Raw genomic sequence first — 25,759 nt, forward strand, 5'->3', positions numbered from 1 at the left:
ATAAAACATTGATTTCTTGAGTATTAAATCCTTAACTTCTATAGTCGGCTTAGATGTTACATCAACACTATTTGAACAACAAAAAACAGTAATAAAATGATAAAGTCATATAAAGATCTCGAGGTTTATAAACGGTCATTCAATCTGGCAATGGAAATTTTTTGGTTAACAAGAGATTTTCCCAAAGAAGAAGTTTACTCGTTGACTTCTCAAATTAATAGATCATCACGCTCAATAAGTGCCAACATATCCGAGGGATGGGCAAAAAGGATCTATGAGCCAGTTTTTAAGCAACATTTAATTCATGCTTTAGGATCATGCTCTGAAACAGAAAATTGGCTTGCATTCGCATTGGAATGCAAATATCTGGATCAATCCATTTATAATCCCATCAACAACGAGTTGGATCAAATTGGAAAAATGCTGAATAAACTGCATCAAAATTGGAAATAATCATGAAAAATAATACAGACATAAAAGAAACGAATTCGGAAGTTGGATGCCAGAAGTTAGAGCTTGAAAATAAGTGGTTAGATAAAAAGAATAATAATCCTATTGCCAATCCTTATTATTCTTTCTTCTTTTCTCTATCCTCTAATCTCAGTTTTCTAACTTCTAACTTCTATCTTCTAATTTCTATCATCTGGATATTGGCTTCAACGGTAGCAACGGCACCTGTGGTTGCCCAGAATCTTAATGACTATCTTCAAACTGCCACCGAAAACAATCCTGGACTACAAGCCAAATACAAAGAGTTTGAAGCGGCCATGCAAAAAGTACCGCAGGCGTCTTCCCTTCCCGATCCCACTTTTTCGTTCGGGTATTTAGTTCCGAAAATGGGCTCGCAAAGGGCGGAGCTGAGCATCAACCAGATGTTCCCGTGGTTTGGCACCCTCGGTGCACAGGCCGATGCGGCAAGCTTAACGGCAGAAGCCAAATACCAGTCGTTTTTAGATGCCCGGAACCAACTGTATTTCCAGGTTTCGGCTGCATTTTATCCTTTGTTCGAGTTGAAGCGCTGGCAGCAGATCGAGCGGGACAACATCGAAATATTGGAAGCCTATAAATCCATTGCCAACACAAAATTCAAAAACGGGATGGCTCCCATGGTCGATGTGTTGCGCGTAGATATTATGCTGAAAGACGCAGCCACCAACCTCGAAATCCTCAAACAGAAAGAAAAACCCTTGCTTACCACTTTCAACAAACTGCTTAACAGAAATGAAAATGCGGCAGTGGAAATTACCGATTCCTTGGAAATTGAGTTTGTGGTCAACAAAGACCGCAAGGAATCGCTGCTGGCGGAAAACCCGCTTTTGGAGGCGCTCGAATTGAAAGAGCAGGCAAGCAGGGCAAGCGAAATAGCAGCGCAAAAACAAGGTCTACCAAAATTGGGCCTTGGTCTGGGATACATGGTCATGGATAAAAACTCTGGCGGGGACATGACAAACAACGGAAAAGATGTCCTGATGCCCATGGTTTCTGTGAGCATCCCCATTTTCAGGAAGAAATACAGGGCGGCCAAAAAAGAAGCACAGCTCATGCAGGGAAGTTATTCCCTGCAAAAAGAAGAGACCTCAAACATGCTTATTTCAAATTACGAAGCCACCTGGTTCGAACTGCAAAGCCAACATCATTTGATTGAACTGTACGACCAGCAAACAAGGGTATCGGAGCAGGCGCTGAATCTTTTGTTTAGCGCTTATGGTAATTCGGGAAAAGAATTTGAAGAAGTGCTGCGCATGCAACAACAATTGTTGAAATACGAAAAAATGAGGGCAACGGCGCAAGTTCAATATCAGATTGCCCTGGCAAAATTAAAATACATCACGGTAAAATGATTTTTGATGTGTTGATGTGCTGAGGTGGGGATTTGCTGATGTGCTGATTTGCTGATGTGGGGTTGTACTGATGTGGGGATGTGCTGATGTGCTGATTTGCTGATGTGGGGATGTTGATAAACGCTGGGGGATTGATGATATAATTATTGCGAAGATTAAAAAAACAATGATGATGGAACGTAAAAATGAGATTTTGGAGTTAAGCTTTGAGTTGGCTCTGGAGATTATTGAATATTCTGAATTGTTAGAAAGTAATCGGAAATACGTAATTGCACGTCAACTTTTAAAATCCGGAACAAGCATTGGAGCAAATATAAGGGAAGCACAAAGCAGTGAAAGCAGGGCTGATTTTATTCATAAACTTAAAATAGCCCATAAAGAAGCCGAGGAAACCGATTACTGGCTGTTGCTTTGTGAGAAAGCACTTTCCTACCCGTCACCGTCCGTTCAAATGAAGGCCAACTTGCTTTCCATTCAAAAACTATTGAGTAAAATAATTTCATCGTCTAAACTGAAGTAATCATGAAAATAAAAGTAAATACACAAACAATAATAATTGTTGCTATTAGCCTCTTTTTTGGTGTGTTAATGGGCTACCTAATCACCAAATCACCGAATCAGAAAAATAGCACATCACCGAATCAGAAAATCGCCGAATCAGAAAATCAAATATGGACCTGCTCCATGCATCCGCAAATCCGACAAAATGAGCCCGGTGATTGCCCCATCTGCGGCATGGACTTAATTCCGTTGGAAAGTGAAGAAGACAGCGAAATTGATCCTATGGCCATCAGTATGTCGTCCACAGCCATGCAACTGGCCAGTATAAGTACAGCCATGGTGGAATCCATGAATCCCGTAAAAATAGTGCGCCTAAATGGCAAGGTACAATCCGACGAGCGTATGGTTTATTCACAATCCTCGCACATACCCGGGAGGATTGAAAAACTATTGGTAAATTTTACCGGCGACTATGTAAATCAAGGCCAGGTGATCGCATCGATTTATTCGCCCGAATTGGTAACTGCGCAGGAGGAACTTTTTGAAGCGCAGAAAATAGCGGAAACACAACCACAGCTTTTCAATGCAGCCAAAGAAAAGTTAAAAAACTGGAAGTTAGCCGACCAGCAAATTGAACAAATATTGCAATCGGGAACTGCCAGGGAAACCTTTGATGTACAGGCAGATGTTTCGGGTTATGTAACCAAAAAAATGGTAAACCCCGGCGATTATGTCCGAAGGGGTGAAGCCATTTATGAAATTGCGGACCTTTCAAAGGTATGGTTGCTTTTTGATATCTATGAATCGGATATGTCCTGGATTAATAAAGGCGATAAGGTTGAATTTACTGTAGCTTCTCTTCCCGGGGAAATGTTTACCGGCACAATCTCTTATCTCGATCCGGTTATCGATCCCAAGACGCGGGTGGCAAAAGCCCGGATAGAAGTCGCTAACCGCGGGTTAAAACTAAAGCCCGAAATGTTTGCATCGGGTAGGGTGGAAGCAAACCTACCCAATCAGACCAATGCTATTGTTGTTCCAAAAACAGCTGTCATGTGGACAGGGGAACGCTCGGTGGTTTACGTCAAATCACAGACAGATAAAGGTATAAATTTTATGATGCGCGACGTGAATTTGGGACCCGCATTGGGCGACAGCTTTGTAATAGAAAGTGGTTTACAGGGAGGTGAAGAAATAGCGGTCAACGGAACTTTTAGTATCGATGCAGCCGCACAATTGGCCGGAAAACCAAGCATGATGACTCCGGCAACAGCCGGACACACTCACGGTGATGAAGCGATGTCGCATAAGGAGATGGACAAAGAACCGCAAAGTTTTGAGGTTAGCGCCGACTTCAAAACGCAATTGACCCAGGTGTATAACAAGTACCTGGTTATGAAAGATGCCTTTATTGAGTCCGAGCCACATCCGGTGATGACTGCCGCCGGCGAGCTTTCCGCTGCTTTGCAAAACGTTGACATGGCCTTGTTAAAAGGCGATGCCCATATCGCCTGGATGGAGTATCTGGATGTAATAGAGAAAACAACGGACAAGATTAGCAAATTAATGGACATTGAAAAGCAGCGGGAGGAATTTGCCCAATTTAATCTCGCGTTCTACAAGGCCCTTAAATCTTTTGGACTGAGCAATACCACAACCTATTACCAGTATTGCCCCATGGCCGAAAAAGATAAGGGAGCCTATTGGTTCAGTGCAACAGAAGATATCAGAAACCCCTATTTTGGTGATGCCATGTTACGTTGCGGCGAAAACAGGGAGACGATTGAGTAGGGTTATCCTTCAATCTTATTTTTCCAAAATAGGCCTAATTGTTTAAACAGGTAACACACAGATAAGCATGATACATATTACACAAAAAATAAAAAAGTGCTGTCAGAATGCCTCTTCCGCATAGGCGGAACAAGTTGTGTTGATTTTATAGTATATATCAATTTATCATTAAAATTAAAATGTTATGAAGACAAAAATGTTAAGCTTAGCAAGCATGTTCCTATTGGGAACAATGACTGTTTTTGGACAAGCCAAAACAGAAAAAATCGAAGTAAAAGGCAATTGCAGCATGTGCGAAAGGCGCATCGAAAAAGCAGCTAACACTGTTGAAGGCGTAACGGATGCCCAATGGAACAAGAAAACGAAGGTACTGGCTTTTACCTTTAACAGCAACAAAGGCAAGGTAGATCAAGTACATAAAGCCGTAGCTAAAGCTGGACACGACACCGATAAAGTGAAAGCTAGTAAGGAAACCTACGACAAGCTACCCAATTGCTGTCAGTATGATCGCACTGAAGCTAAAAAAGGAAGTGAAACAAAAGGCCATAAAGAACATAAAGGCCACGAAGGCCATCAGATGTAGGAAGGCACATTTCAGGATTTGATTCCGAAAATAGAACGCGGATAACACAGATGAAAAGCAACACGGATTTTAAAATCAGCGATTATCCATGGTTTAAAATCTGCGTTATCCGCATACCAATAACCCCATAACTAAAGCCTGCCTATTTATAATGATATAAAACCAATAACGGCAAAGTATTTGAAACTTATGATATAAGTTACCTTGAAAAATTAAGCCTGGCACCATTAACACATGGGGTCTTTGCCCATGGCGGTGGAGTGGATCCCTAGTGTATGATGGGCAATAGAATACACAGTAGTGGGTAATAAGATAAACGCAAAATTCTTTGGCCAAACATAAATCAAAAACTTTATGCATATTAAAATTTTGCACTTTACACTTTTAACTCAAAACTTTTAATTGCAAACACGATGATAAACATGAGCAACATGACATTGAGTTGGATATTCGGCACGTTAGTGCTGACCGGCATTATTTGGGTGTTGATAAAAACTTTGTACCGACGAAACCGGCGAGAACTGATGCACAAAAAAAAGATAGAAATCGATGTGCTGACCGAACGATACGATCGTGGCGATATTACAAAAGCGGAATACGATGCAGGAGTAGAAGAGATAAACAACCGACAAAAAACAGTAACAATAAATATTTCAGAAAAAAAGAACATAAACAAATAAGAGATGAAAAATTATGACACAAAAAGAAAGTTTAGGCAGCTTATGGTGTGCTTCATACTTTTATTGTATGGCCTAAGCGCATCTGCGCAAGAATATTCAACGATAAAAGATGTGGATATTTTAGAAGAACAAAAAACGGTTTTGATGAGGGATTATCCTCACATCTTTACAGGGGTAGAAATAAAAGATGTACGGAAAATAAATGCTAAACATTCAAAAGTATTTTATGAGAATGGCAATCAGCAATACGAAGCTGTTGTTAATTCCGATAGAAAAAATATGCTACTTGTAGCCACATGCAGGGTAATAAATGAAAAGGAAATGCCCGAGGTGGTGATGGATGCTTTTAAAATTTCCAAATACAAGGATTGGGATATTATATATAGAAACATTTGAGGTGACAACTCCTGACTCGGGCTTATTTTACAGAGTTGATGTTTCAAAAAACAGTTCAAAGAATGAAAAGGAGGAAATAAAATCAATTTTTTATACGCATTTGGGGCGGTACAAAAAACCTCCTTATTAAAAATAATGAGCCATGGATATTTCAGAAAAAAGACCGGAAAGTAAGGACGGTTCGTGCATGGTACCCCGCCCTGTAGAAGGGAAAAAAGGATTGGTAGAGGTAGATACTACCTGGGATAAGATACTAAGATTAACCTATTATTCTAAAATGAGTTTTGTATCTTTAAATAAATTAAACAACTAAAAACCAAAAACCATGAATTACTACATCAGCACAAAATTAAACACCAGCTTTAACGAAGCCATTGCACTCGCAACAGAACAACTGAAAAAAGAAGGCTTTGGTGTCTTAACAGAGATTGACGTACACGATACCCTGAAAAAGAAGCTGGATGTTGATTTCCGGAAGTACAAAATTTTGGGTGCCTGCAACCCCGGCTTTGCCCACAAAGCATTGCAGCACGAAGATAAGATTGGTTTAATGTTGCCCTGCAACGTAATAGTGCAGGAGCTGGACAACGGCCAAATTGAAGTGGCGGCAGTGGATCCTGCAGCTTCGATGATGGCAGTCGAAAACCAACAATTAACCAAGGTTGCTACCGAAGTAAAAGAAATGCTTAAACGTGTGATTCATTCGCTACAATAAACATTTATCTTTTATTTTTTTAATCAATCCTTTTTGCGCAAGTGAAGGATCTGTAAATACGATGGCCAAATTTTAAAATATGGGGCAATATAAAAAAAACAGCCTTTCATTAACAGGAGCCGTTTCTATGGGAACGGGAGTGATGATAGGAGCCGGTATTTTTGCATTGCTTGGCCAGGTAGCCGAACTATCGGGCGAGTGGTTTCCCCTTGCCTTTGTTTTGGGTGCGATCATTTCTGCGTTCAGCGCTTATTCGTACATCAGACTCTCCAACGCTTATCCCTCGGCTGGTGGCATTGGGATGTATTTGAAAAAGGAATACGGTAAATCCATTTTTACGGCGTTTGCCGCACTGTTGATGGCTTTTTCGATGGTTATCAACGAAAGTTTAGTAGCCCGTACTTTTGGCACCTATGTGTTGCAACTGTTCGATGTGGGCGAAAACACCTACTGGGTGCCAGTGCTGGGCGTAGCTTTAATTGTTGTGGCCTTTATCGTAAATATTTCAGGGAACGAACTTATCGAAAAATCGTCGTTTACCATGGCGGTATTAAAAATTGCCGGTTTGGGGTTATTGGCCTTGGGAGGATTGTGGGCTGCCGATTTTAGTCTCGGTGAAAATATTCCCAAAGCACTGCCCGATAAATCGTTAACAAGTTTCATAGCCGCATTGGCACTTACCATTTTGGCATACAAAGGGTTCACCACAATTACCAACAGTGGCGACGAGATTGAGAAACCACATAAAAACGTGGGGCGGGCCATTATTATTTCTATAGCGATATGTGTGGTGCTGTATTTTTTGATGGCCATTTCGGTTGCCTCGTCACTGTCCATCGATGAAATTATTTCGGCCAAAGACTATTCGCTTGCCGAAGCGGCCCGTCCGGCTTTCGGGAAATATGGCGTTTGGGTAACTGTTTTTGTGGCTATCATTGCCACCATTTCAGGTATTATAGCGAGTATCTTTGCCGTATCGCGAATGACCGCCATGATTACCGAAATGAAGCTTATCCCGCACAGCCATCTCGGTATGCCCGGCAGCATCCAAAAACATATGTTGGTGTATATTGCCGGATTGGCCATTCTACTTACCCTTTTGTTCGACCTCTCCCGGATTGCCTCCCTCGGTGCTATTTTTTATCTGGTGATGGACATTGGCATCCATTACGGATTGTTGAAAAATTTGCACAAAGAAGTTGACTTTAAGCCGGCCGTTGTAATTACGGCTATTGTACTTGACGTAGTTGTACTTGTAGGATTTGTTATTACGAAGGCTAAAAGCGATTTACCTGTGGTGATTATTTCGCTGGTGGCCATGTTATTAATTTACATCGGCGAAAAGTGGTTCCTGAAACAGAACCGTGAAGCAGTAAATGAATAAAAAAACACTATACCATGGAAAATAATAACAAGCACAGCCCGCACAAATCGCCCAACTCAAAAAAATCAGATCAAAAGGCCTATTACTGCCCTATGTACTGTGAGGGGGATAAAACATATCCGAACGAAGGTCGATGCCCGGTTTGTAATATGTATTTGGTGAGCGGAGAAAATACGAAAAAAGTGTGTTGCGATACACATGAATCAGACACGAAACATAGCGCGCATCAGCACCCGAAACAGGGTGGAAAATCGACTAACCCCATCCTTAAAGGAAATTATTACTGCCCCATGTTCTGCGAGGGCGATAAAACATACGAAAAACATGGCGACTGTCCGGTTTGTGGAATGGACTTGGTCAAAAATCAAGCATCCCAAAAAACTCCTTTAACATACACCTGCCCTATGCACCCCGAAGTTAAACGGGATAAACCCGGCGATTGCCCCAAATGCGGAATGGCCTTGGTGCCGGAAAAAGGACAAGACGAAAGTGACGAAATGAAGGCCTATAAAAAAACAAAGAAAAAATTCTGGATAGCCGTAGTTTTGAGCATACCGGTCTTCATTATCGCCATGTCGGATATGATAAGTTTCTTGAATCTTGAAAATGTGGCCCCCAAAAAAATATGGGGCTGGATAGAGTTTGCCCTGGCCACACCCGTGGTTTTTTATTGCAGTTGGAGTTTCTTTAAGCGCGGGTGGAACTCCGTGCGGAGATGGTCGCCCAACATGTGGACTTTGATTTCGATAGGCGTGGGTGCCGCCTATGTTTTTAGTGTGTTCGCCCTCTTGATTCCATCGTCCTTCCCCGATCAATTTAAGGACGGAGCCGGCAATGTACATCTGTATTTTGAAGCCGCTGCCATGATTCTTACCTTGGTTTTATTGGGACAGGTAATGGAACTCCGCGCGCACGGAAAAACAAGCTCAGCCATTAAGGAACTATTGGATCTTACGCCACCAACTGCCCATGTAATCAAAGATGGCCAGGAAAAAGAAATCCCACTGGAAGAAGTAATGGAAGGGGATATATTAAGGGTTAAACCCGGCGAAAACATTCCGGTTGACGGAAGTATCCATAGCGGAAATGCCGTTATCGACGAAAGTATGATCAGTGGCGAGTCTATTCCGGTAGATAAAGCAGAAAACGATAAAGTTACCGGCGGTACCGTCAATGGTAATACATCGTTTGAGATGAAAGCGGAAAAGGTGGGCAGCGATACCCTGCTGTCCCAAATAGTGGCTTTAGTAAACAAAGCCAGCCGTTCGCGTGCGCCCATTCAAAAACTGGCTGATACGGTGGCCAAATACTTTGTGCAGACCGTAATTGCCATTGCCTTTGTCACCTTTGTTATCTGGGCCACCTGGGGACCCGAACCGGCCTATGTATATGCATTTGTAAATGCGGTTGCCGTATTGATTATCGCTTGTCCTTGTGCACTTGGACTGGCTACCCCCATATCTATTATGGTAGGAACCGGAAAAGCGGCCCAGCTGGGCGTTTTGGTAAAAGATGCCAGAGCCATTGAGGAAATGAACAAGGTTACAACCCTTATCATTGATAAAACCGGCACATTGACCCAGGGAAAACCAAGCCTAAACGGCTATAAATCCATGGGAGAGCGGAGCGACGAAGAGGTGTTGCTTTTGGCTGCCTCCGTAGATTTAAACAGCGAGCATCCCATAGCCGAGGCTATCGTGCAAGGTGCCAAAGAAAAAAATATTGAGCCTATGCAATTAGATAAGTTTGAATCCATTACCGGCAAAGGGGTTCAGGCGCTTTATAAAGGACAGGTAATAGCATTGGGTAACCATCGTTTGATGGAGGGTCTCGGCGCCTCACCCGACGAGTCGAAGCAAAAATTAGTAAAGGAGTGGCAATTAAAGGGACAAACCGTAATGTATCTGATAATTGATAAAAAGGTGGAGGGGATTGTGAGCGTTGCCGACAAAATCAAGGATACCTCGGCCGCAGCCGTTGCGTCGCTACAAAAAATGGGCATTAAAGTACATATGCTCACCGGCGACAACCAATACACCGCCAAAACTGTTGCCGATGAGTTGGGACTGGATGGATACGAGGCCGACTGTCTGCCCGAAGATAAATACAATCAAGTGAAGACCTTGCAGGGTAAAGGACAAATAGTAGCGATGGCGGGCGACGGCATCAACGACGCACCAGCCTTGGAGCAGGCCAATATAGGTATTGCCATGGGAACCGGAACGGATATAGCCATGCAAAGTGCCGAAATAACCTTGGTAAAAGGCGACTTGAACGGTATTGTTAGAGCCCGGGAATTAAGCCACAAGGTAATGCGCAACATCAAACAAAACCTCTTTTTTGCCTTTGTTTACAATGCGCTGGGCGTGCCCGTGGCTGCCGGTATTTTATTTCCATTCTTTGGCGTTTTGCTGAGCCCCATTATTGCAGCGGCAGCCATGAGCTTTAGTTCGGTATCGGTTATCACCAATGCACTTCGCATAAGAAGACTTTAAGCAGAAGGCCTATCTCAAATAGAACTAGAATTATGGCAACTGACCTGAACAATAAAAGAAGTAGATGTCCTTAATCAAAAAGCCCGCATTCTTTGCTAACTGAAAGGGAATGCGGGGCTATAAGACTTCTATATCACCTCAATTTTTCTGGCCTTATTTGGGTTGATTTTAATAGGCAAACAACGGAAAAACATGCATCATGGCATTAACTTTTTCTTTTATCTGAGCTATAAGTTCCGGTTTATCCGTATTTGATAAAACCTGATCGATAAAATCAACGATGGGAGGCATGTGCTCCTCTTTTAATCCACGCGTTGTAAGTGCTGCTGTACCTACCCTAATTCCCGAAGTCTGGAATGGGCTGCGGCTATCGAACGGAACCATGTTTTTGTTAATGGTTATGTCGGCTTTTACCAGGGTATTTTCAGCCACTTTACCGGTCAGGTCAGGAAACTTGGTACGCAAATCTATCAGCATCGAATGGTTATCGGTGCCTCCTGATATCACTTTGTATCCTTTGTCTATGAATGCTTTGGCCATTGCCCTGGCATTGTGCAGAACCTGCGTTTGGTATTGTTTGTATTCGGGTTGAAGGGCTTCGAGAAATGAAACGGCTTTAGAGGCAATAATATGCTCCAATGGCCCCCCTTGTATACCGGGAAATACCGCAGAGTTCAATAAAGACGACATCTTACGTACCACGCCTTTGGGGGTGGTTTTTCCCCAGGGATTATCAAAATCTTTACCCATCAGTATGATACCACCACGTGGGCCGCGTAATGTTTTATGCGTTGTAGAAGTAACAATATGGGCATGTTTAACCGGGTTATCCAATAATCCCGCCGCAATAAGTCCGGCCGGATGAGCCATGTCTACCATAAATATAGCCCCTATCTCGTCGGCCAAACGTCGCATGCGTGCATAATCCCACTCGCGTGAGTAGGCCGAAGCACCACCAATAATAAGCTTGGGTTTGTGCTCGCGTGCTTTCTCTTCCATCATATCGTAATCTACCAAACCGGTATCTTCGTGCACGCCATAAGCAATAGGCTCATACAAAATACCCGAACTGTTTACAGGCGAACCGTGGGACAGGTGACCACCATGCGATAAATTAAGCCCTAAAAATTTATCGCCCGGATTTAATACGGTCAAAAATACGGCCATATTGGCTTGGGCTCCACTGTGTGGCTGAACATTGGCATATTCGGCATCGTATAATTGACATAAACGCTCTATAGCCAATGATTCGCTTTGGTCTACCACTTCGCAACCACCATAATAACGTGCCCCCGGGTAACCCTCGGCATATTTGTTGGTCATATACGACCCCATCGCTTCCATTACTTGCTCGCTCACAAAATTTTCCGAAGCAATCAACTCAATGCCATTCAGTTGGCGCTGATGTTCTTTTTCAATTAATTCAAATATTTTATCGTCGCGTTTCATAATTAAAAATAGTTATAAGATGATGTATATGCATAATTTAATTTCAATCTGTTTTTTGAATTAAAAATTACTCGTCGGTAAAGTGCATCAATACCCTACGGTAAACCGAGAATATTTTCGATTTGGATACAAAACCCATATATTTTCCGTCTTCAATAACGGGAAGGTTCCAGGCACCTGTTTCTTCAAATTTTTTCATCACCGAATCCATGTTTTCATTAATGTCGAGAAAAGCGGGGGGCACCTGCATCACGTCTTCAACCGTGGTGTTGTTGTACAAATTGTGGTTAAACATTATTTCGCGTATGTCGTCGAGCACAACAATACCTTTTAGCTGACCTTTGGAACCGATAACAGGAAAAAGGTTACGTTTTGCCTTTGCAATTACTTTCACCAGAGCACCCAGGGTATCCGTTGATTTTACAGGTAAAAAATCCGTTTCAACCACCTTATTTAAACGCATTAAAGTAAGTACTGCTTTATCTTTGTGATGGGTCAGCAGCTCGCCCTTGCGTGCCAGTTGTTTGGTGTATATGGAGTGGGGTTCAAAATAATTGATGGTGAGGTACGAAATAGTGGAGGCCATCATCAATGGTACAAACAATTCATATCCATGGGTTATTTCGGCAATCAAAAATATTGCCGTGAGCGGGGCATGAAGCACACCGGCCATTACGGCCGCCATGCCTACCAATGTAAAGTGACTCTCGGGTAAAACGTATAAACCGGTTGCGTTAACCACACGGGCGAAAAAATAACCCAACACCCCTCCGGTAAATAAGGAGGGTGCAAATACCCCACCAACACCGCCACTACCTGTGGTGGCCGCCGAAGCAAAAACCTTAAAGAGAATAAGTAAACCCAATAGAATGAGTAATGCCCATTCATGATTGCGAAGCTGATAAAACAAACTGTTGTCGAAAACAATATCCTTGTTACCGTTTAAAAATGCGGTAATAGTGGTATATCCTTCGCCGTAAAGCTGGGGTAAAATATAAATCAGGATACTCAACACAAGCCCCCCAAACAGAAGCCGTATATACGGATTTTTGATTTTTTGTAACTTGTTTTCACTCCATATCAGGGTACGGCTAAAGTACAATGAACTGAGCCCTCCAAGAATGCCCAAACCTATATAAAATGGAATATTGTTAAGGATAAAAGGATTTTCCAGATGCCAGTAAAATTCGGCACCGTCGCCCATAAAAAAGTAGGCCACCGTGGCGGCGCTAAAGGCCGATATAATCAAAGGAACCAAAGAGGCCATGCTCAAGCCAAGCATAAGTACTTCCAGGGTAAACACCAGTCCGGCCATAGGCGCTTTAAAGATGCCCGATACCGCGCCTGCAGCCCCACAACCAATCAGTAGGGTGATGGTTTTGTAGTTTTGATGAAACAAACGCCCCAGAGATGAGCCAATAGATGCACCAGTCATTACAATGGGGGCCTCAGCTCCAACCGAACCACCAAAACCAATGGTAAAAGTACTGGCCACAATGGAGGAAAAATTATTGTGCGATTTGATGTTACCTCCCTTTTTACTTAAGGAGTGCAGTATTTTGGATATTCCGTGGCCCAAGTCGTCCTTTACCACCTTACGTGCAAATAAAACAGCTATGAATATACCCACCACAGGATAGGCCAGGTATAATATGTTTTGGTCTTCGATATTGAAGCCTCCGGTAAGCAAATGGTGGGTGGCAAATATGGTATTTTTTAACAATACCGCAGCCAGGCCACTCAAAATACCCACAACCAAACTTAATATGAGCACAAAATTACGTTGGTCGATGTACTTAACACGCCAAACCAAAAAACGCCTGAAAATAATTGATGCCTTCTCCATAAGGTGCACAAAAATATAAGAAATACACGAGTTTGCATGTGAAATTTCATTAAAATATTTTTTAGTAATCACTTAATCTCATCATTTCGCTAGTTTTTTTAAAAGTCTGATGATAAGAGATCTTTTCTAAATCATATAGTTTTCTATTAACATGTTGATAGTTATATGTTTGTATCTAGCTTTAAACTCTAACTTCTAAAACTCTCACCTCTCACTTCTCACCTCTAATTTCTAGCATCTAGCCATCTATAAAATAATGAGAAAGAAAAATGAATGTTAATTTTATGAATGGATGCTGGTTTAAGCTGTTGGTAGCGTGGGTTTTGGTAATGTTTTTTGTTAAAAAACAATCATTTTACGCATACACAAATAAAATAACACTACTTTTGCACCCGATTTTATGCAAAGGCATAATTCATTCATATCAAAACGATTAATCAGTGGGCTTCTCTTTTCCAGGTGAATGTATGGATAATATGGCGGGGCGGACTGGTAAAAAGAGGAAAAATTTTTATGATTACATTTGAAGAAATTGGCTTATCGCCCGAAATTCTAAAAGCTGTTGCCGAACTTGGCTTTGTAAACCCCACACCCATTCAGGAAAAAACCATACCCGGATTAAGAGATACCAATCAGGACTTAGTGGCTTTAGCACAAACCGGTACAGGAAAAACAGCTGCTTTTGGTTTGCCCATCATCGAAAAACTTGAAGTCTCGAACAACAGTGTGCAAGCTTTGGTGCTATGCCCAACACGCGAATTGGCCTTACAGATTACAAAGGATATAAAAGCTTTTGGTAAGTATGTTAAAGGCTTACAGGTTACCGCGGTTTATGGTGGAGCGGATATATCAAAACAGATAAAGGACCTGAAAAGAGGTACCCATATTGTAGTAGGCACACCGGGCAGAGTAAATGACCTGACCAGGCGAGGTTTGTTAAAAATGGATAAGTTGCAATGGTTGGTTTTGGATGAGGCAGACGAGATGTTGAATATGGGCTTTAAGGAAGAGCTCGATGCCATTATCGAAACCACACCTGACAATCGACAGTCCTTATTGTTTTCGGCCACCATGCCCCGCGAAATCGAGAGTATGGCCAAGAGGTATCTTACCGACCCGATGCAAATAAAAATTGGCAAGCAAAATGCCGGAGCCACAACAGTAGAGCACATCTATTATATGGTACATGCCCGTGATAGGTATCTGGCACTAAAAAGAATTGCGGATATAAACCCCGACATTTATTGCATTGTTTTTTGCCGTACCCGCCAGGAAACCAAGGAGGTAGCAGAAAAGCTTATGACCGATGGTTATAATGCAGATGCTTTACATGGCGATTTGTCGCAGGCACAGCGTGATCAGGTAATGCACCGCTTTAGGGGGCGTAATCTGCAAATATTGGTGGCTACCGATGTGGCTGCAAGAGGGATTGACGTAAACGACCTGACCCACGTAATCAACTATAATCTGCCCGACGATATTGAAGCCTACACCCACCGAAGCGGACGTACAGGACGCGCGGGTAAAACAGGTATCAGTATTGCCATCATACATACCAAGGAATCAGGAAGGGTAAAGATGATTGAACGTAATTCGGGCATTAAGTTCGAACGTAAAATGATACCCACCGGAAACGAAATTTGTGGAAAGCAGTTGCTGCACCTTACAGAAAGGTTAGAGAATGTAGAGGTAAACCACAGCGAGATTGAAGAGTTTTTGCCACAGATTATCGAAAAATTTGAAGCCTTAGATAAAGAAGAGCTAATTAAACGCTTTGTGTCGGCTGAATTTAACCGATTTTTAGCTTACTATCAGGATGCCAAAGATTTAAATGTTTACAAAAAAGATGTTGAGCGCGGTTCCAGAGTAAGTGGCGGACGCCGAGGTAACGACAATTATGCTCGTGTGTATCTCAATATTGGAAAAGCACATGAGATGACACCTCAGCGACTGATGGGATTGGTTAATGAAAGCACCAACGGTATGAAAGTTGGTTTTGGTAAGATTGAAGTGCTTCGCAACTTTTCCTTTTTTGAAGTAGAGGAAGGTACGCAAACTGATGTCATTAACTCGGTTATAGGAAAGGATTTTGAAGGTGAGAAATTACACGCCGAGATAGCAAGCCCAAGACCCTCTGATAACACCGGCCGGAGAAGGAGAGAAGGAGCTTACAGTAAAAAAGGAGGTCGCGGTCAAGGTGGCTATGCGAGCGGACGAAGCACCGGCGGATACAACAAGAAAGGTGGGAGAGCTGATGATGCATACCGCAGCAAAGGCGGTGGAACTTATAGTGGAGGCAAACGCCGACGCTAAAGGACGTATAACAATATAAAATACAAAAACCCCGCAGCAAATATAATTTGCTGCGGGGTTTTTTATTCTATCTAACCCTAATTTTGCAGGCAACTTTAGTTTTTCATAGGTAGTTTTGTACCATATGTTTTTTACCTCGTGCCGCTATTCAATTAGCTGCCATTTCCCAAAGAATTAATTTCCGGGGCATGCAATGTTTTGTATATCTTCTTTCCCCTGAGTTATGTCCGTTTAGCTTTCCCTTTACATTAATAGCGCTACCAATAAAGCATAGCAGTGTTTATTACAGTTTGCATATAATATACTCCCCAGGTTACTTTTTTCAGATTTAACTACACAATACGATTTACAAAAAAAAAGGAAGCCTATAAAATGCTTCCTTTTTTTGTGACCCTAACGAGATTCGAACTCATATCGCTGGAACCGGAATCCAGTATTCTATCCATTGAACTATAGGGCCAATATTTTTTAAACTGCTAAATATTTATTACTTGATACAAGCTATCGTTTAAAGTGGGGCAAATTTATAAAAAGATTTTATAATTTCGCACTTTCATGCCTAAAGCCTTTGTTTTTTTAGGCTTTCATAAAAAAATATACGCGTAACAATATGGATTACAATTTTAAAGCCATCGAAAATAAATGGCAGCAGCAGTGGATAAAGGATAAAACCTACAAAGTAGATATAGACAAAGACCGACCAAAATTTTACGTGTTGGATATGTTTCCGTATCCTTCCGGTGCGGGCTTGCATGTGGGCCACCCACTGGGTTACATTGCTTCGGATATATACAGCCGCTTTAAAAGGCTCAATGGCTTTAATGTTTTGCATCCCATGGGATATGATGCCTATGGTTTACCCGCAGAGCAATATGCCATTCAAACAGGACAGCATCCGGCTATTACCACCGAAAAAAACCTGAACCGCTATCGCGAGCAACTGGACAAGATAGGTTTTTGCTACGATTGGGATCGGGAAATAAAAACATGTGATCCATCCTATTATCATTGGACACAATGGGCCTTTATACAGATGTTTAACAGCTACTACTGTAATCAGGCAAAAAAGGCAAGACCCATTGCTGAATTAATTCAGGCATTTAATGCAAGTGGCACGCAAGGTCTGGATATAGCCCAGACGGAGCAGCTGGAGTTTACCTCTGCGCAATGGAAGGCAAAATCTGACAAACAACAACAAGAAATATTATTAAACTACCGCCTGGCCTACCTGGCCGATACTATGGTAAACTGGTGCCCTGCACTTGGAACGGTATTGGCCAATGACGAGGTGAAGGAAGGCATTTCAGTGCGCGGAGGCCACCCTGTAGAGCAAAAGGTGATGCGCCAATGGTTGCTTCGTGTTTCGGCCTATGCACAAAGGTTATTAGATGGTTTGGACAGCGTTGATTGGACAGAATCGTTAACGGAGATACAACGCAATTGGATTGGCAGGAGCGAAGGTGCGGAAATGATATTCAAGGTAAAAAATTCCGATGTTGAGATGAAGGTATTTACTACCCGGGCCGATACCGTGTTTGGCGTAACCTTTATGGTGCTGGCGCCCGAAAGCGAATTGGTAGATGCCTTAACCACCTCCGAACAACGCGACGAAGTAGATGCCTATATTTTCGAAACCAATAAAAAAACGGAGAGGGAGCGTCAGGCCGAGGTGAAAAAGGTAAGCGGTGTGTTTTCAGGCTCCTATGCCATTAATCCTTTATCGGGTGAGGAAATTCCGGTTTGGATAGGGGACTATGTGTTGGCCGGATACGGAACCGGTGCAATTATGGCCGTACCCGGTCACGACTCCCGTGACTTTGCTTTTGCCCGACACTTTAACCTGCCTATATTGCAAGTGGTTCTGCCCGAAGGTGAAGAAGCTACCGACCCGGCAACCTGGAACGATTCCAAAGATTCTAAGGCGGGAACCATGATTAACTCCGGTTTTCTTAACGGTTTAAACGTTCCGGAGGCCATAGCCAAAACAAAAGAGTATATCCGCGAAAAGCAAGTAGGCGATGTGCAAATCAATTATCGATTGCGCGATGCCATTTTTAGCCGTCAACGCTATTGGGGCGAACCTTTTCCGGTTTATTACAAAGATGGTATGCCACAAATGATAAGCGAAGACGATTTACCCTTAACATTACCCGAAGTAGATAAGTTTTTACCTACCGAAAAAGGGGAGCCTCCATTGGGACGAGCCAAAAACTGGGTTTACAAAGATGCTTATCCCTTAGAGTTGAATACCATGCCTGGCTTTGCAGGCTCTTCAGCGTATTATTTGCGTTACATGGATCCGCAAAATGATAAAGCACTGGTAGGTAAGGAAGCGAACGAATACTGGCAGGACGTAGATTTATATATTGGTGGTACCGAACATGCCACAGGCCATTTGATTTATTCGCGATTCTGGAATAAATTTTTGTATGATAGGGGCTATGTGGTTAAAGATGAGCCATATAAAAAGCTAATTAACCAGGGTATGATTCAAGGCAGATCCAATTTTGTATACCGGATTAATGGCAGTAATCGATTTGTATCATATAACCTGCGCGATCAATATGAAACTACCGCGCTGCATGTGGATGTAAATATTGTACACAACGATGTGCTTGATATAGATGCCTTTCGTAAATGGAATCCTGAATATAAAGATGCGGAGTTTATTTTGGAAGACCAATCAGAAGACAATGATGGCGGGAAATACATTTGCGGATGGGCTATTGAAAAAATGTCCAAGTCGATGTTTAATGTAGTTAATCCTGATGACATCATAGAGGAATACGGAGCAGATACCCTGCGCTTGTACGAAATGTTTTTAGGTCCATTGGAGCAAAGCAAACCCTGGAATACCAATGGTATTGATGGAGTACATAAGTTTTTGCGCAAGACCTGGCATTTGTTTTTCGATCAGCAGAATGTGTTAAATGTGTCTAACGAAAAAGCAAGCAAGGACGAGTTAAAAGTATTGCACAAAACTATCAAAAAAATTACCGACGATATAGAGCGTTTTTCGTTTAACACCTGTGTGAGTGCTTTTATGATATGTGTAAATGAACTCAACGAATTGAGCTGCAATAAACGCGAAATATTGGAACCGCTCACCGTGCTCTTAGCTCCTTTTGCCCCGCACCTTGGCGAAGAACTTTGGCGCAACTTAGGAAAAACAACCACGGTATGTGATGCACAATGGCCCGTTTTTGAGGCAAAACATTTGGTAGAGTCTACTTTTACCTATCCGGTATCGTTTAATGGTAAAATGCGTTTTAAGTTAGAAATGCCTGTAGATGCTACCCGCGAAGCAATAGAGGAAGCCGTTAAAAACCATGATAGTGCACAAAAATGGCTCGATGGTAAAACCATGAGAAAAATCATCATTGTACCTAATAAAATAATCAACGTGGTAGTGGGTTAATCTCATTACCTTTACCTTACTTTGCCGAAAATTTAACATACTGATTTTTTGGTAATGATTAAACAAAAACTAATTAGAGAAGGCAAGTCCTATGTTGTTTTAACTTTTGCCCTTTTTATGGCCTGTGTGGGATGGGCCGGCTTCATCATTCCTTCCGGAATTGTTGGAGGTGGTGTAACAGGTCTGTCGAGTATATTTTACTTGTTATGGGGATGGGATGTTGGAGTTACCGTGCTTGTTATCAATGTTGTATTGGTGCTATTGGCTATTAAGATATTGGGCTTTTCATCAGGGGTAAAAAGTGTTTACGGCATAGTGGTTTTTGCCGCTTTCTTATCTTTTCTGATGACCAAATTTGATGGTCCCGTAGTAAAGGACTCTTTTATGGCCACTTTGATTGGAGCATCTTTGGCGGGCTCCGGTGCCGGTCTTATTTTTGTTCAGGGCGGCAGTACCGGCGGTACTGATATCCTTGCCATGATCATAAATAAGTACCGGAATATAAGTTTAGGCAGGCTTTTACTTATGATGGACGTTGTCATCATCCTTTCGTCTTACTTTGTTTTTCACGATATAGAAAAAGTAATGTATGGATTTATCGCCATGGCTATCTACGGATACTCCATCGATATGGTAATATCGGGTAATAAATCTACCGTTCAGCTTTTTATCATCAGTAAAAAATACCAGGAAATCTCTAACCAGATAGTTCATGTGGCCGGCAAAGGCGTTACTATTTTAGATGGAGTAGGGGGGTACTCCGGTGAAGAAAAGAAAATTCTGATGGTGATTGCCAAAAAGCGTACTTCATCCGTACTATTTAGAATAATCAGAGATATTGATCCTGATTCTTTTGTAACAATGGGTACTGTTGCAGGCGTATATGGGCCGGGTTTCGAAGAGATTAGGGCATAGAAAACAAGTGCCTCCATCGCTGAACAACAACCTTTAACAATACCCTACGGGGTTTCATTAGTATTTTTTACACAAATTATATACATTGCGCCTTTTCTTAACAAGCAACAACACAACAACACAACAACATTTGAATAAGATGACGCAAAGATTTTTTATTAACATTCCTCGTTTATTCCTTTTTTCACTAATTATCTTATTAATTAGCGGCTGTGATGCTGATAAGAAGAAAAGTGAAGAGGAAGAAACTAAATTCGATTCGCTGGCTGTTCTGCCGAAAATGAAGCCGTTAAATTTAAAATACGGTTTACCTGTAGATTCTTTTATAGTAGAAAACAATACCGTAAAACGTAATGAGTTTTTAGCTACTATACTGCTTAAATATAAAATACCGTATAATCAAATCGACCTGTTAGCCAAAAAAAGCAAGGAAGTTTTTGATGTGCGAAAAATTAAGGTGGGCAACCCTTACGCTGTATTCATGGGTCGCGATTCTGCCCAAACCGCCCATTACTTTGTTTACGAGATAGATAAGATAAACTATATCGTATATAACCTGAGCGATTCCGCCGGTATAAGCCTTGGCCAAAAGCCGGTACGTAAAGTGGCCAAAACAGCTACAGGAGCTATTACCTCTTCGCTGTGGAATGCTATGACAGAAAACAACACCAACCCTGTTATGGCTTTGGAGCTTTCGGACATATACGCCTGGACAGTTGATTTTTTTGGGATAGGAAAAGGGGATTACTTTAAGGTGATGTATACTGAAAATTATGTGGATTCGGTATCGGTGGGCATCAGCTCTATTGAGGCTGCGCTGTTCCACCATCGAGGCGATAATTATTATGCATTTAACTTTCCGGAAGACAGTGTTACCTATAATTACTTCGATGAAGATGGGAAGAGCTTAAGAAAAGCATTTTTAAAAGCCCCCTTGAAATTTTCAAGGATAAGCAGCCGGTTCTCCAACAGCCGATTCCATCCGGTTTTAAAAATAAGACGACCGCATCATGGAGTAGACTATGCTGCACCCAAGGGTACTCACGTTTTTAGTATTGGCGATGGTAGGGTTTCGCAAAAAGGCTATCAAGCGCGGGGCGGTGGTAATTATTTAAAAATTAAGCACAATAGCGTTTATACCACAGTTTATATGCACCTGAATGGCTTTGCCAAAGGAATAAAAAAAGGCACTAAGGTAAAACAGGGGCAATTAATTGGTTACGTTGGTTCTACGGGCTTGTCAACTGGTCCGCATCTGGACTATCGAGTATATAAAAACGGCAAGCCCATTGACCCTTTAAAAATAAAGGCACCACCTGTAGCACCGGTAAAAAAGGAAGACGAAAAACGGTTTAAAGCATTTTATAAGCCACTTAAAAAAATGCTCGATGAGTTGGCTTTGCCGGTAGCGGCACAATAAAAAAGGTAGCTGCGAAAATAGTAAGTGCTATTAATGCAAAAAAAACCGACATAGCCAGATACAGCTTATTTTTTTAAAGTATTCATAAAATGGGGGATCAAACGGGGATTAAACCATGTCTAGTGGTTTGCGCTTGTTACCTTTTAATGTTTTAAAATGCGACGGTGTAAGTCCCGTTACCTTTTTAAACTGGCTCGAGAGGTGCTGAACACTGCTATAACCCAATTGGAAAGCAATTTCGCTTAATGTAAACTCGTTATACACCAATAACTCTTTGGCTTTTTCTATTTTTTGATTGATGATATACCTTTCAATGGTAATGCCTTCAACCGAAGAAAAAAGATGACTGAGATAGGAGTAATCGTATCCAATTTCTTTCGAGATAATTTCGGAGCTGGTCATGTTTAATGAGGTTTCACCCGGCTGCTGTATTCTTTCGATTATAAGCGTTTTGATACGTTCAATCAACTTACTTTTTTTATCATCGATAAGTTCAAACTCGTTGGCATGCAACATTTTCCGTACTTCGGATAATTTAGGCTCATTGAGTGGAGATTTAACAATTACTTGTCCTAACTCAATACTTTCCACTTCTATGCCTAAGTTGCTAAGTTCATCCTTAATTACTTTTATGCAGCGCTTGCATACCATGTTTTTTATATAGAGGCTGGTTGTATTCATAGGACAAAGATACAGAATAAAAAGGTTAAGCCATCGTAGTCAATAGGCCTCAGGGAAATGGATGTGAGGACTTCACATAAGACAAAAAACTCCCTAATGAATGGCTTATTCAATAATTTTTATCTCGTCGATACAAACAAAAGGTGGTGTGTTTATCTTGTCCGGATCGCGGTCCGAAGAAGTCATCACAAATTCCATTCGGGATACTTTACCTATGCTTTGTAAGTTAAAAGTGGTCCATTCGCCAAGGATGCTGTTATTGCGGTTGCTGCCGGTAGTGTAATCGGCCAGCATTATATCCACACTGCCCCGTTGGGTACCGTTTTTATTAAACCCGGTGATAGTAAGTTTGAGCCAATCTTTTTCGGTGCCCATGGTTCCACCAAATCGTTTTGAACCGTGTTTGCCGTTTTGTATGGCATCGTAAACGTAGTAGGTATTGTTTACGGATATACTTTTAAAAAGATGGTCTTCTCCATCGGCAGTCTCCAGTGAAATGCTACCCCCATAGGCATCGAGCATAATAACGCCGAATATGGATGTAGTACGCTCGAGTGGCTTTTTGTACGCGCTGAATTTCTCCATATCTTCGGATGATTTATTTCCGATAAGGTTAGAATAGGTAAAGCCTGTCCAGTTTTCGCTTGTACTGTTACCATTTACTTCAAACCTTATTTTATCGGATACAAAGGAGCTAATGTTGTTTGTGTTTACCCAAAAACTATCCGTTGCCAATTCCTTTTCATCAAAATCGATAAGGTACATGGATTGCACGGGGATTAGGGTATCCACCGCGCCCCGTGCATTTTTTACAGAAAAAGTATATTCCAGATACTGCAAAGATTTGGGTATCAAACGCAAATCTTTTTCTTCCGAAACAAGCTCATTGTTCAGCATCCATGTGTACGTGGAGTTGATGTCGTAGGTTATTTTTGGCGAAAGAGTTATAGTGTCATTCACTTTAACTTCGTAAACACCCAAGGGCATGTTGATGTATATTTCGGAAGGTGGAATATCCTTGATTTTATTTTCGCACGACGATACTAATACTAGCGTTAACAGGCATGTTGTTAGATATATAAGATACTTGCTCATTTTAAATTTTACTACTATTTCAATGAATTTTGGTTCGCAAATTTCTGAAAATATGCTTATTAGTTGTTTACTTTCAATTATGCCAAAGCACATAATTAAATTACAGCGCCATTATAGTCCGGATTTGTTTTGTTTCCTGTCCATCTGTTATTAGCCCGACCCGCTAAAAACTGCGAACACCACCTTTTATTAAGTACATGACAATTACTGCACCTTAATAAGTATGACCCGAGGATTTAAGATGATGCTCTATAAAATCCGGAACTTGTTCGGCTCCAATGCGTTTGGCAATAATCGTTTTGTTTTCGTCCAATATATAAATGGCCGGTGTACTGTAAATGTCGTACAGGTTACGAAAGTTACTCTGGTGGTACGGGTCATAAACATTAATCCACTCTTCCAGTTGATGTTCTGTAATAAATTCGCTCCATGCTTTGGTTTCGTGCTGGGTATACACGGCAAATATTTTAACGCCCACATCGTGGTATTTGTCCCACACCAGTTCTTTAAGGGCAGGTATCTCTTTTTTGCAATGCCCGCAGTCCGTTTCCCAAAAAACCAGCACAGTCAATGGGGCATACACTTCACTCAGGCGAAAACTTTGGTTGTTGAACGATTGCATCTTTAAATCAGGTGCCTGATTACCTATGAGGTTGGGTTTTAGTTTTGTGATGCGATCTTTTAGTTTTTCAATAAACTCCTCATCCACCCAGTCGGCCTTGCCCGAAAGGTAGTATTTTTCGCCCAAAGCCACCATGGCCGCATCCATACCCATTTGTTTGCTTTCGTTGGCCATATTAAAAGTAAACTGTATCAGGTATCTTTCCATTTCCTTATTGTCCTTCGCCATCTCGATTATTCGTACCGCTTCTTTTACGATGCTATCGGGCATGGGAACAACGGTTTTGGTAAAAAAGTTTTCGAGCTTTCCGGTAAAAAATGGTGTGCGTAACAGTCTGTCGTCGCTTAAATCCATATTATCGAAATAATGCTGTTTGTAATATTGATACCTTTTAACCTGAATTACCGAGTCGGGCAGATTGGTATCGTTGTACATGGGCACTTCAATATCGCGCATGGCCTTAACAAAAGAGGCTAAAAAAGTACCTTCATGTTCGCTTAAAATAGTATCCCAATAGGAGTTCACCTCAGCTGAAAGTTCGTTTAAACGCTTACGCCAAATGGCTGCGGAATCCGGGTGGGCTTCCCCCTTTTCTTTTAACTTTTTTTGCAGCGCACTCGCTGTAGCCTGTTTGTCAAAGATGAATTTTTGATAATCATTAAAAGCTTTTTCCTGCTTATTTCCATTTACCACTAAAGTTTGCACCGGGTTTTCTTTTTGGGCTGTAATTGCGAAATGTTGTTGATCGTCAATAATCAGGTCGAAGTAGCTTTTATCGGGCATATAAATAATATACACGCCGCCGGGGAGTTTTTTCGATCCCGTAAAGGTGCCGCTTCCGTTGCTGTCTATTTGAATAGTATCGTTTACCAGCATTTTTTTATTAAAATAATGGCCCAATATTAAGGTGGTATCTTGCCAGCCTTTTAATGTAACGTCTATCTTATAACCTTGCGCCATGCCATTGGCACATAGTAAGCTTATCAGTAAAATACTCAAGCTCCGAAGTATTAATTTTGTGTTCATAAAACTGTTTACTTTTAAATTGTGTTGAATTTGAGTTTCATTTTAATTGAATCAAGCATATTTTTTCTGGCGAAAATAAAAACTTCATTGTCGGTGATTTTTATATCTATATCTTGATTCAGGATAGCATTCAATAATCTGTCCAACTTTGTTTTTCTTATATATTTTTGATTCGCTTTAGTTGCGTCTGTGGCTATAAAACCTTTTTTTAATAGAACAGACTTGATCTTTTGGTTTATTGTTTTTTGGTCGTCGAATGCGCTTACCTTTAAAACGCCTCTTCTGTTTACGGCGGTGAAAATAAGTGAATAAGCTAAAGGAAATAGCAGTTGCATTATCCAGGATGCATCATTTAAAAACAGGCTGGGATTTCCTTTTATCAAGGTGAAAATAAATACCGGTACATTGGTAAGAAGGAGTATTGATAACAGAAATAAAAATATTTCGGAATAGGAGACTTTAAATAAGGTTCTTACAAATTTCATTTTCTGTTGGTTTTGATTTGATTTTTGATGCCGGCGCATTGTTACAAAATAAGCTCATTTATTTTTGCTACTGACGCTCGGTATTTATCCTATTTACTCCAGC

Annotated in this window: 21 protein-coding genes and 1 tRNA gene; 15 read left to right on the forward strand and 7 right to left on the reverse strand. The window is 41.4% G+C overall.

Annotated features, from left to right (window positions below; all coding sequences use genetic code 11):
- Positions 1-96 precede the first annotated feature (96 nt).
- The 11 genes from FN809_RS01385 (at position 97) to FN809_RS01430 (ending at position 10,386) form a co-directional block, all read left to right on the forward strand.
- Positions 97-453: a four helix bundle protein gene (locus FN809_RS01385; RefSeq protein ID WP_142531688.1), complete on the forward strand. Its 357-nt coding sequence runs from the start codon at positions 97-99 to the stop codon at positions 451-453.
- A 2-nt stretch (positions 454-455) separates the two neighbouring features.
- On the forward strand, positions 456-1,841 hold the full coding sequence (locus FN809_RS01390; protein WP_142531689.1) for a TolC family protein: 1,386 nt from the start codon (positions 456-458) through the stop codon (positions 1,839-1,841).
- A gap of 172 nt (positions 1,842-2,013) precedes the next feature.
- On the forward strand, positions 2,014-2,361 hold the full coding sequence (locus FN809_RS01395; RefSeq protein WP_246095378.1) for a four helix bundle protein: 348 nt from the start codon (positions 2,014-2,016) through the stop codon (positions 2,359-2,361).
- A gap of 2 nt (positions 2,362-2,363) precedes the next feature.
- Positions 2,364-4,133 carry an efflux RND transporter periplasmic adaptor subunit gene (locus FN809_RS01400; RefSeq protein ID WP_142531691.1) on the forward strand — a complete coding sequence of 590 codons (1,770 nt, stop codon included), beginning with the start codon at positions 2,364-2,366 and terminating at the stop codon, positions 4,131-4,133.
- A 184-nt stretch (positions 4,134-4,317) separates the two neighbouring features.
- Positions 4,318-4,716 (forward strand): heavy-metal-associated domain-containing protein, encoded by a 399-nt coding sequence (locus FN809_RS01405; protein WP_142531692.1) that lies wholly within the window; start codon positions 4,318-4,320, stop codon positions 4,714-4,716.
- 422 nt (positions 4,717-5,138) lie between these two features.
- Positions 5,139-5,396: an SHOCT domain-containing protein gene (locus FN809_RS01410; protein WP_185957394.1), complete on the forward strand. Its 258-nt coding sequence runs from the start codon at positions 5,139-5,141 to the stop codon at positions 5,394-5,396.
- A gap of 3 nt (positions 5,397-5,399) precedes the next feature.
- On the forward strand, positions 5,400-5,792 hold the full coding sequence (locus FN809_RS01415) for a hypothetical protein (protein ID WP_142531694.1): 393 nt from the start codon (positions 5,400-5,402) through the stop codon (positions 5,790-5,792).
- Between the two features lie 142 nt (positions 5,793-5,934).
- Positions 5,935-6,105 carry a hypothetical protein gene (locus tag FN809_RS17645; RefSeq protein WP_185957395.1) on the forward strand — a complete coding sequence of 57 codons (171 nt, stop codon included), beginning with the start codon at positions 5,935-5,937 and terminating at the stop codon, positions 6,103-6,105.
- A 12-nt stretch (positions 6,106-6,117) separates the two neighbouring features.
- Positions 6,118-6,507: a DUF302 domain-containing protein gene (locus FN809_RS01420; protein WP_142531695.1), complete on the forward strand. Its 390-nt coding sequence runs from the start codon at positions 6,118-6,120 to the stop codon at positions 6,505-6,507.
- Between the two features lie 79 nt (positions 6,508-6,586).
- On the forward strand, positions 6,587-7,891 hold the full coding sequence (locus FN809_RS01425; RefSeq protein WP_142531696.1) for an APC family permease: 1,305 nt from the start codon (positions 6,587-6,589) through the stop codon (positions 7,889-7,891).
- Positions 7,892-7,905: 14 nt separating this feature from the next.
- Entirely contained in the window at positions 7,906-10,386 is a 2,481-nt protein-coding gene (locus tag FN809_RS01430; RefSeq protein WP_142531697.1) for a copper-transporting P-type ATPase, read from the forward strand.
- A 168-nt stretch (positions 10,387-10,554) separates the two neighbouring features.
- On the opposite strand, the gene glyA is transcribed toward FN809_RS01430, so the two are convergent.
- Entirely contained in the window at positions 10,555-11,835 is a 1,281-nt protein-coding gene (gene glyA, locus FN809_RS01435) for a serine hydroxymethyltransferase (protein ID WP_142531698.1), read from the reverse strand.
- Between the two features lie 67 nt (positions 11,836-11,902).
- A complete protein-coding gene (locus tag FN809_RS01440; protein WP_142531699.1) occupies positions 11,903-13,681 on the reverse strand; it encodes a chloride channel protein in 1,779 nt (592 codons plus the stop codon).
- Between the two features lie 513 nt (positions 13,682-14,194).
- On the opposite strand from FN809_RS01440, the gene FN809_RS01445 reads away from it, so the two are divergent.
- A complete protein-coding gene (locus FN809_RS01445; protein ID WP_142531700.1) occupies positions 14,195-15,994 on the forward strand; it encodes a DEAD/DEAH box helicase in 1,800 nt (599 codons plus the stop codon).
- A 388-nt stretch (positions 15,995-16,382) separates the two neighbouring features.
- Here FN809_RS01445 and FN809_RS01450 read toward each other — a convergent pair.
- Positions 16,383-16,454, reverse strand: a tRNA-Arg gene (locus tag FN809_RS01450).
- A 150-nt stretch (positions 16,455-16,604) separates the two neighbouring features.
- Here FN809_RS01450 and leuS point away from each other — a divergent pair.
- The 3 genes from leuS to FN809_RS01465 all read left to right on the forward strand — a co-directional run bounded on the left by leuS (position 16,605) and on the right by FN809_RS01465 (position 21,747).
- Entirely contained in the window at positions 16,605-19,412 is a 2,808-nt protein-coding gene (gene leuS, locus FN809_RS01455) for a leucine--tRNA ligase (protein WP_142531701.1), read from the forward strand.
- A 54-nt stretch (positions 19,413-19,466) separates the two neighbouring features.
- Positions 19,467-20,327 carry a YitT family protein gene (locus FN809_RS01460; protein WP_142531702.1) on the forward strand — a complete coding sequence of 287 codons (861 nt, stop codon included), beginning with the start codon at positions 19,467-19,469 and terminating at the stop codon, positions 20,325-20,327.
- 139 nt (positions 20,328-20,466) lie between these two features.
- Positions 20,467-21,747 carry a M23 family metallopeptidase gene (locus FN809_RS01465; RefSeq protein ID WP_142531703.1) on the forward strand — a complete coding sequence of 427 codons (1,281 nt, stop codon included), beginning with the start codon at positions 20,467-20,469 and terminating at the stop codon, positions 21,745-21,747.
- A gap of 108 nt (positions 21,748-21,855) precedes the next feature.
- Here the strand turns inward: FN809_RS01465 and FN809_RS01470 are convergent, their stop codons facing one another.
- The 4 genes from FN809_RS01470 to FN809_RS01485 form a co-directional block, all read right to left on the reverse strand.
- The gene (locus FN809_RS01470) at positions 21,856-22,428 is read right to left on the reverse strand and encodes a helix-turn-helix domain-containing protein (RefSeq protein WP_142531704.1); all 573 of its coding nucleotides are present in this window, start codon (positions 22,426-22,428) and stop codon (positions 21,856-21,858) included.
- Positions 22,429-22,533: 105 nt separating this feature from the next.
- A complete protein-coding gene (locus tag FN809_RS01475) occupies positions 22,534-23,523 on the reverse strand; it encodes a DUF4465 domain-containing protein (protein ID WP_185957396.1) in 990 nt (329 codons plus the stop codon).
- 214 nt (positions 23,524-23,737) lie between these two features.
- Complete coding sequence (locus FN809_RS01480) at positions 23,738-25,171, reverse strand: TlpA family protein disulfide reductase (protein ID WP_142531706.1); 1,434 nt, start codon at positions 25,169-25,171, stop codon at positions 23,738-23,740.
- A 14-nt stretch (positions 25,172-25,185) separates the two neighbouring features.
- The gene (locus FN809_RS01485) at positions 25,186-25,656 is read right to left on the reverse strand and encodes a hypothetical protein (protein WP_142531707.1); all 471 of its coding nucleotides are present in this window, start codon (positions 25,654-25,656) and stop codon (positions 25,186-25,188) included.
- Between the last annotated feature and the right edge of the window lie 103 nt (positions 25,657-25,759).

The organism is Saccharicrinis carchari (assembly GCF_900182605.1).
Classification (GTDB): Bacteria; Bacteroidota; Bacteroidia; order Bacteroidales; family Marinilabiliaceae; genus Saccharicrinis; species Saccharicrinis carchari.

Bases quoted from the DNA above. Each gene is read 5' to 3' on its own strand.
- FN809_RS01385 (WP_142531688.1), top strand. From the start codon at position 97: ATGATAAAGTCATATAAAGATCTCGAGGTTTATAAACGGTCATTCAAT.
- FN809_RS01390 (WP_142531689.1), top strand. From the start codon at position 456: ATGAAAAATAATACAGACATAAAAGAAACGAATTCGGAAGTTGGATGC.
- FN809_RS01395 (WP_246095378.1), top strand. From the start codon at position 2,014: ATGGAACGTAAAAATGAGATTTTGGAGTTAAGCTTTGAGTTGGCTCTG.
- FN809_RS01400 (WP_142531691.1), top strand. From the start codon at position 2,364: ATGAAAATAAAAGTAAATACACAAACAATAATAATTGTTGCTATTAGC.
- FN809_RS01405 (WP_142531692.1), top strand. From the start codon at position 4,318: ATGAAGACAAAAATGTTAAGCTTAGCAAGCATGTTCCTATTGGGAACA.
- FN809_RS01410 (WP_185957394.1), top strand. From the start codon at position 5,139: ATGAGCAACATGACATTGAGTTGGATATTCGGCACGTTAGTGCTGACC.
- FN809_RS01415 (WP_142531694.1), top strand. From the start codon at position 5,400: ATGAAAAATTATGACACAAAAAGAAAGTTTAGGCAGCTTATGGTGTGC.
- FN809_RS17645 (WP_185957395.1), top strand. From the start codon at position 5,935: ATGGATATTTCAGAAAAAAGACCGGAAAGTAAGGACGGTTCGTGCATG.
- FN809_RS01420 (WP_142531695.1), top strand. From the start codon at position 6,118: ATGAATTACTACATCAGCACAAAATTAAACACCAGCTTTAACGAAGCC.
- FN809_RS01425 (WP_142531696.1), top strand. From the start codon at position 6,587: ATGGGGCAATATAAAAAAAACAGCCTTTCATTAACAGGAGCCGTTTCT.
- FN809_RS01430 (WP_142531697.1), top strand. From the start codon at position 7,906: ATGGAAAATAATAACAAGCACAGCCCGCACAAATCGCCCAACTCAAAA.
- glyA (WP_142531698.1), bottom strand. From the start codon at position 11,835: ATGAAACGCGACGATAAAATATTTGAATTAATTGAAAAAGAACATCAG.
- FN809_RS01440 (WP_142531699.1), bottom strand. From the start codon at position 13,681: ATGGAGAAGGCATCAATTATTTTCAGGCGTTTTTTGGTTTGGCGTGTT.
- FN809_RS01445 (WP_142531700.1), top strand. From the start codon at position 14,195: ATGATTACATTTGAAGAAATTGGCTTATCGCCCGAAATTCTAAAAGCT.
- leuS (WP_142531701.1), top strand. From the start codon at position 16,605: ATGGATTACAATTTTAAAGCCATCGAAAATAAATGGCAGCAGCAGTGG.
- FN809_RS01460 (WP_142531702.1), top strand. From the start codon at position 19,467: ATGATTAAACAAAAACTAATTAGAGAAGGCAAGTCCTATGTTGTTTTA.
- FN809_RS01465 (WP_142531703.1), top strand. From the start codon at position 20,467: ATGACGCAAAGATTTTTTATTAACATTCCTCGTTTATTCCTTTTTTCA.
- FN809_RS01470 (WP_142531704.1), bottom strand. From the start codon at position 22,428: ATGAATACAACCAGCCTCTATATAAAAAACATGGTATGCAAGCGCTGC.
- FN809_RS01475 (WP_185957396.1), bottom strand. From the start codon at position 23,523: ATGAGCAAGTATCTTATATATCTAACAACATGCCTGTTAACGCTAGTA.
- FN809_RS01480 (WP_142531706.1), bottom strand. From the start codon at position 25,171: ATGAACACAAAATTAATACTTCGGAGCTTGAGTATTTTACTGATAAGC.
- FN809_RS01485 (WP_142531707.1), bottom strand. From the start codon at position 25,656: ATGAAATTTGTAAGAACCTTATTTAAAGTCTCCTATTCCGAAATATTT.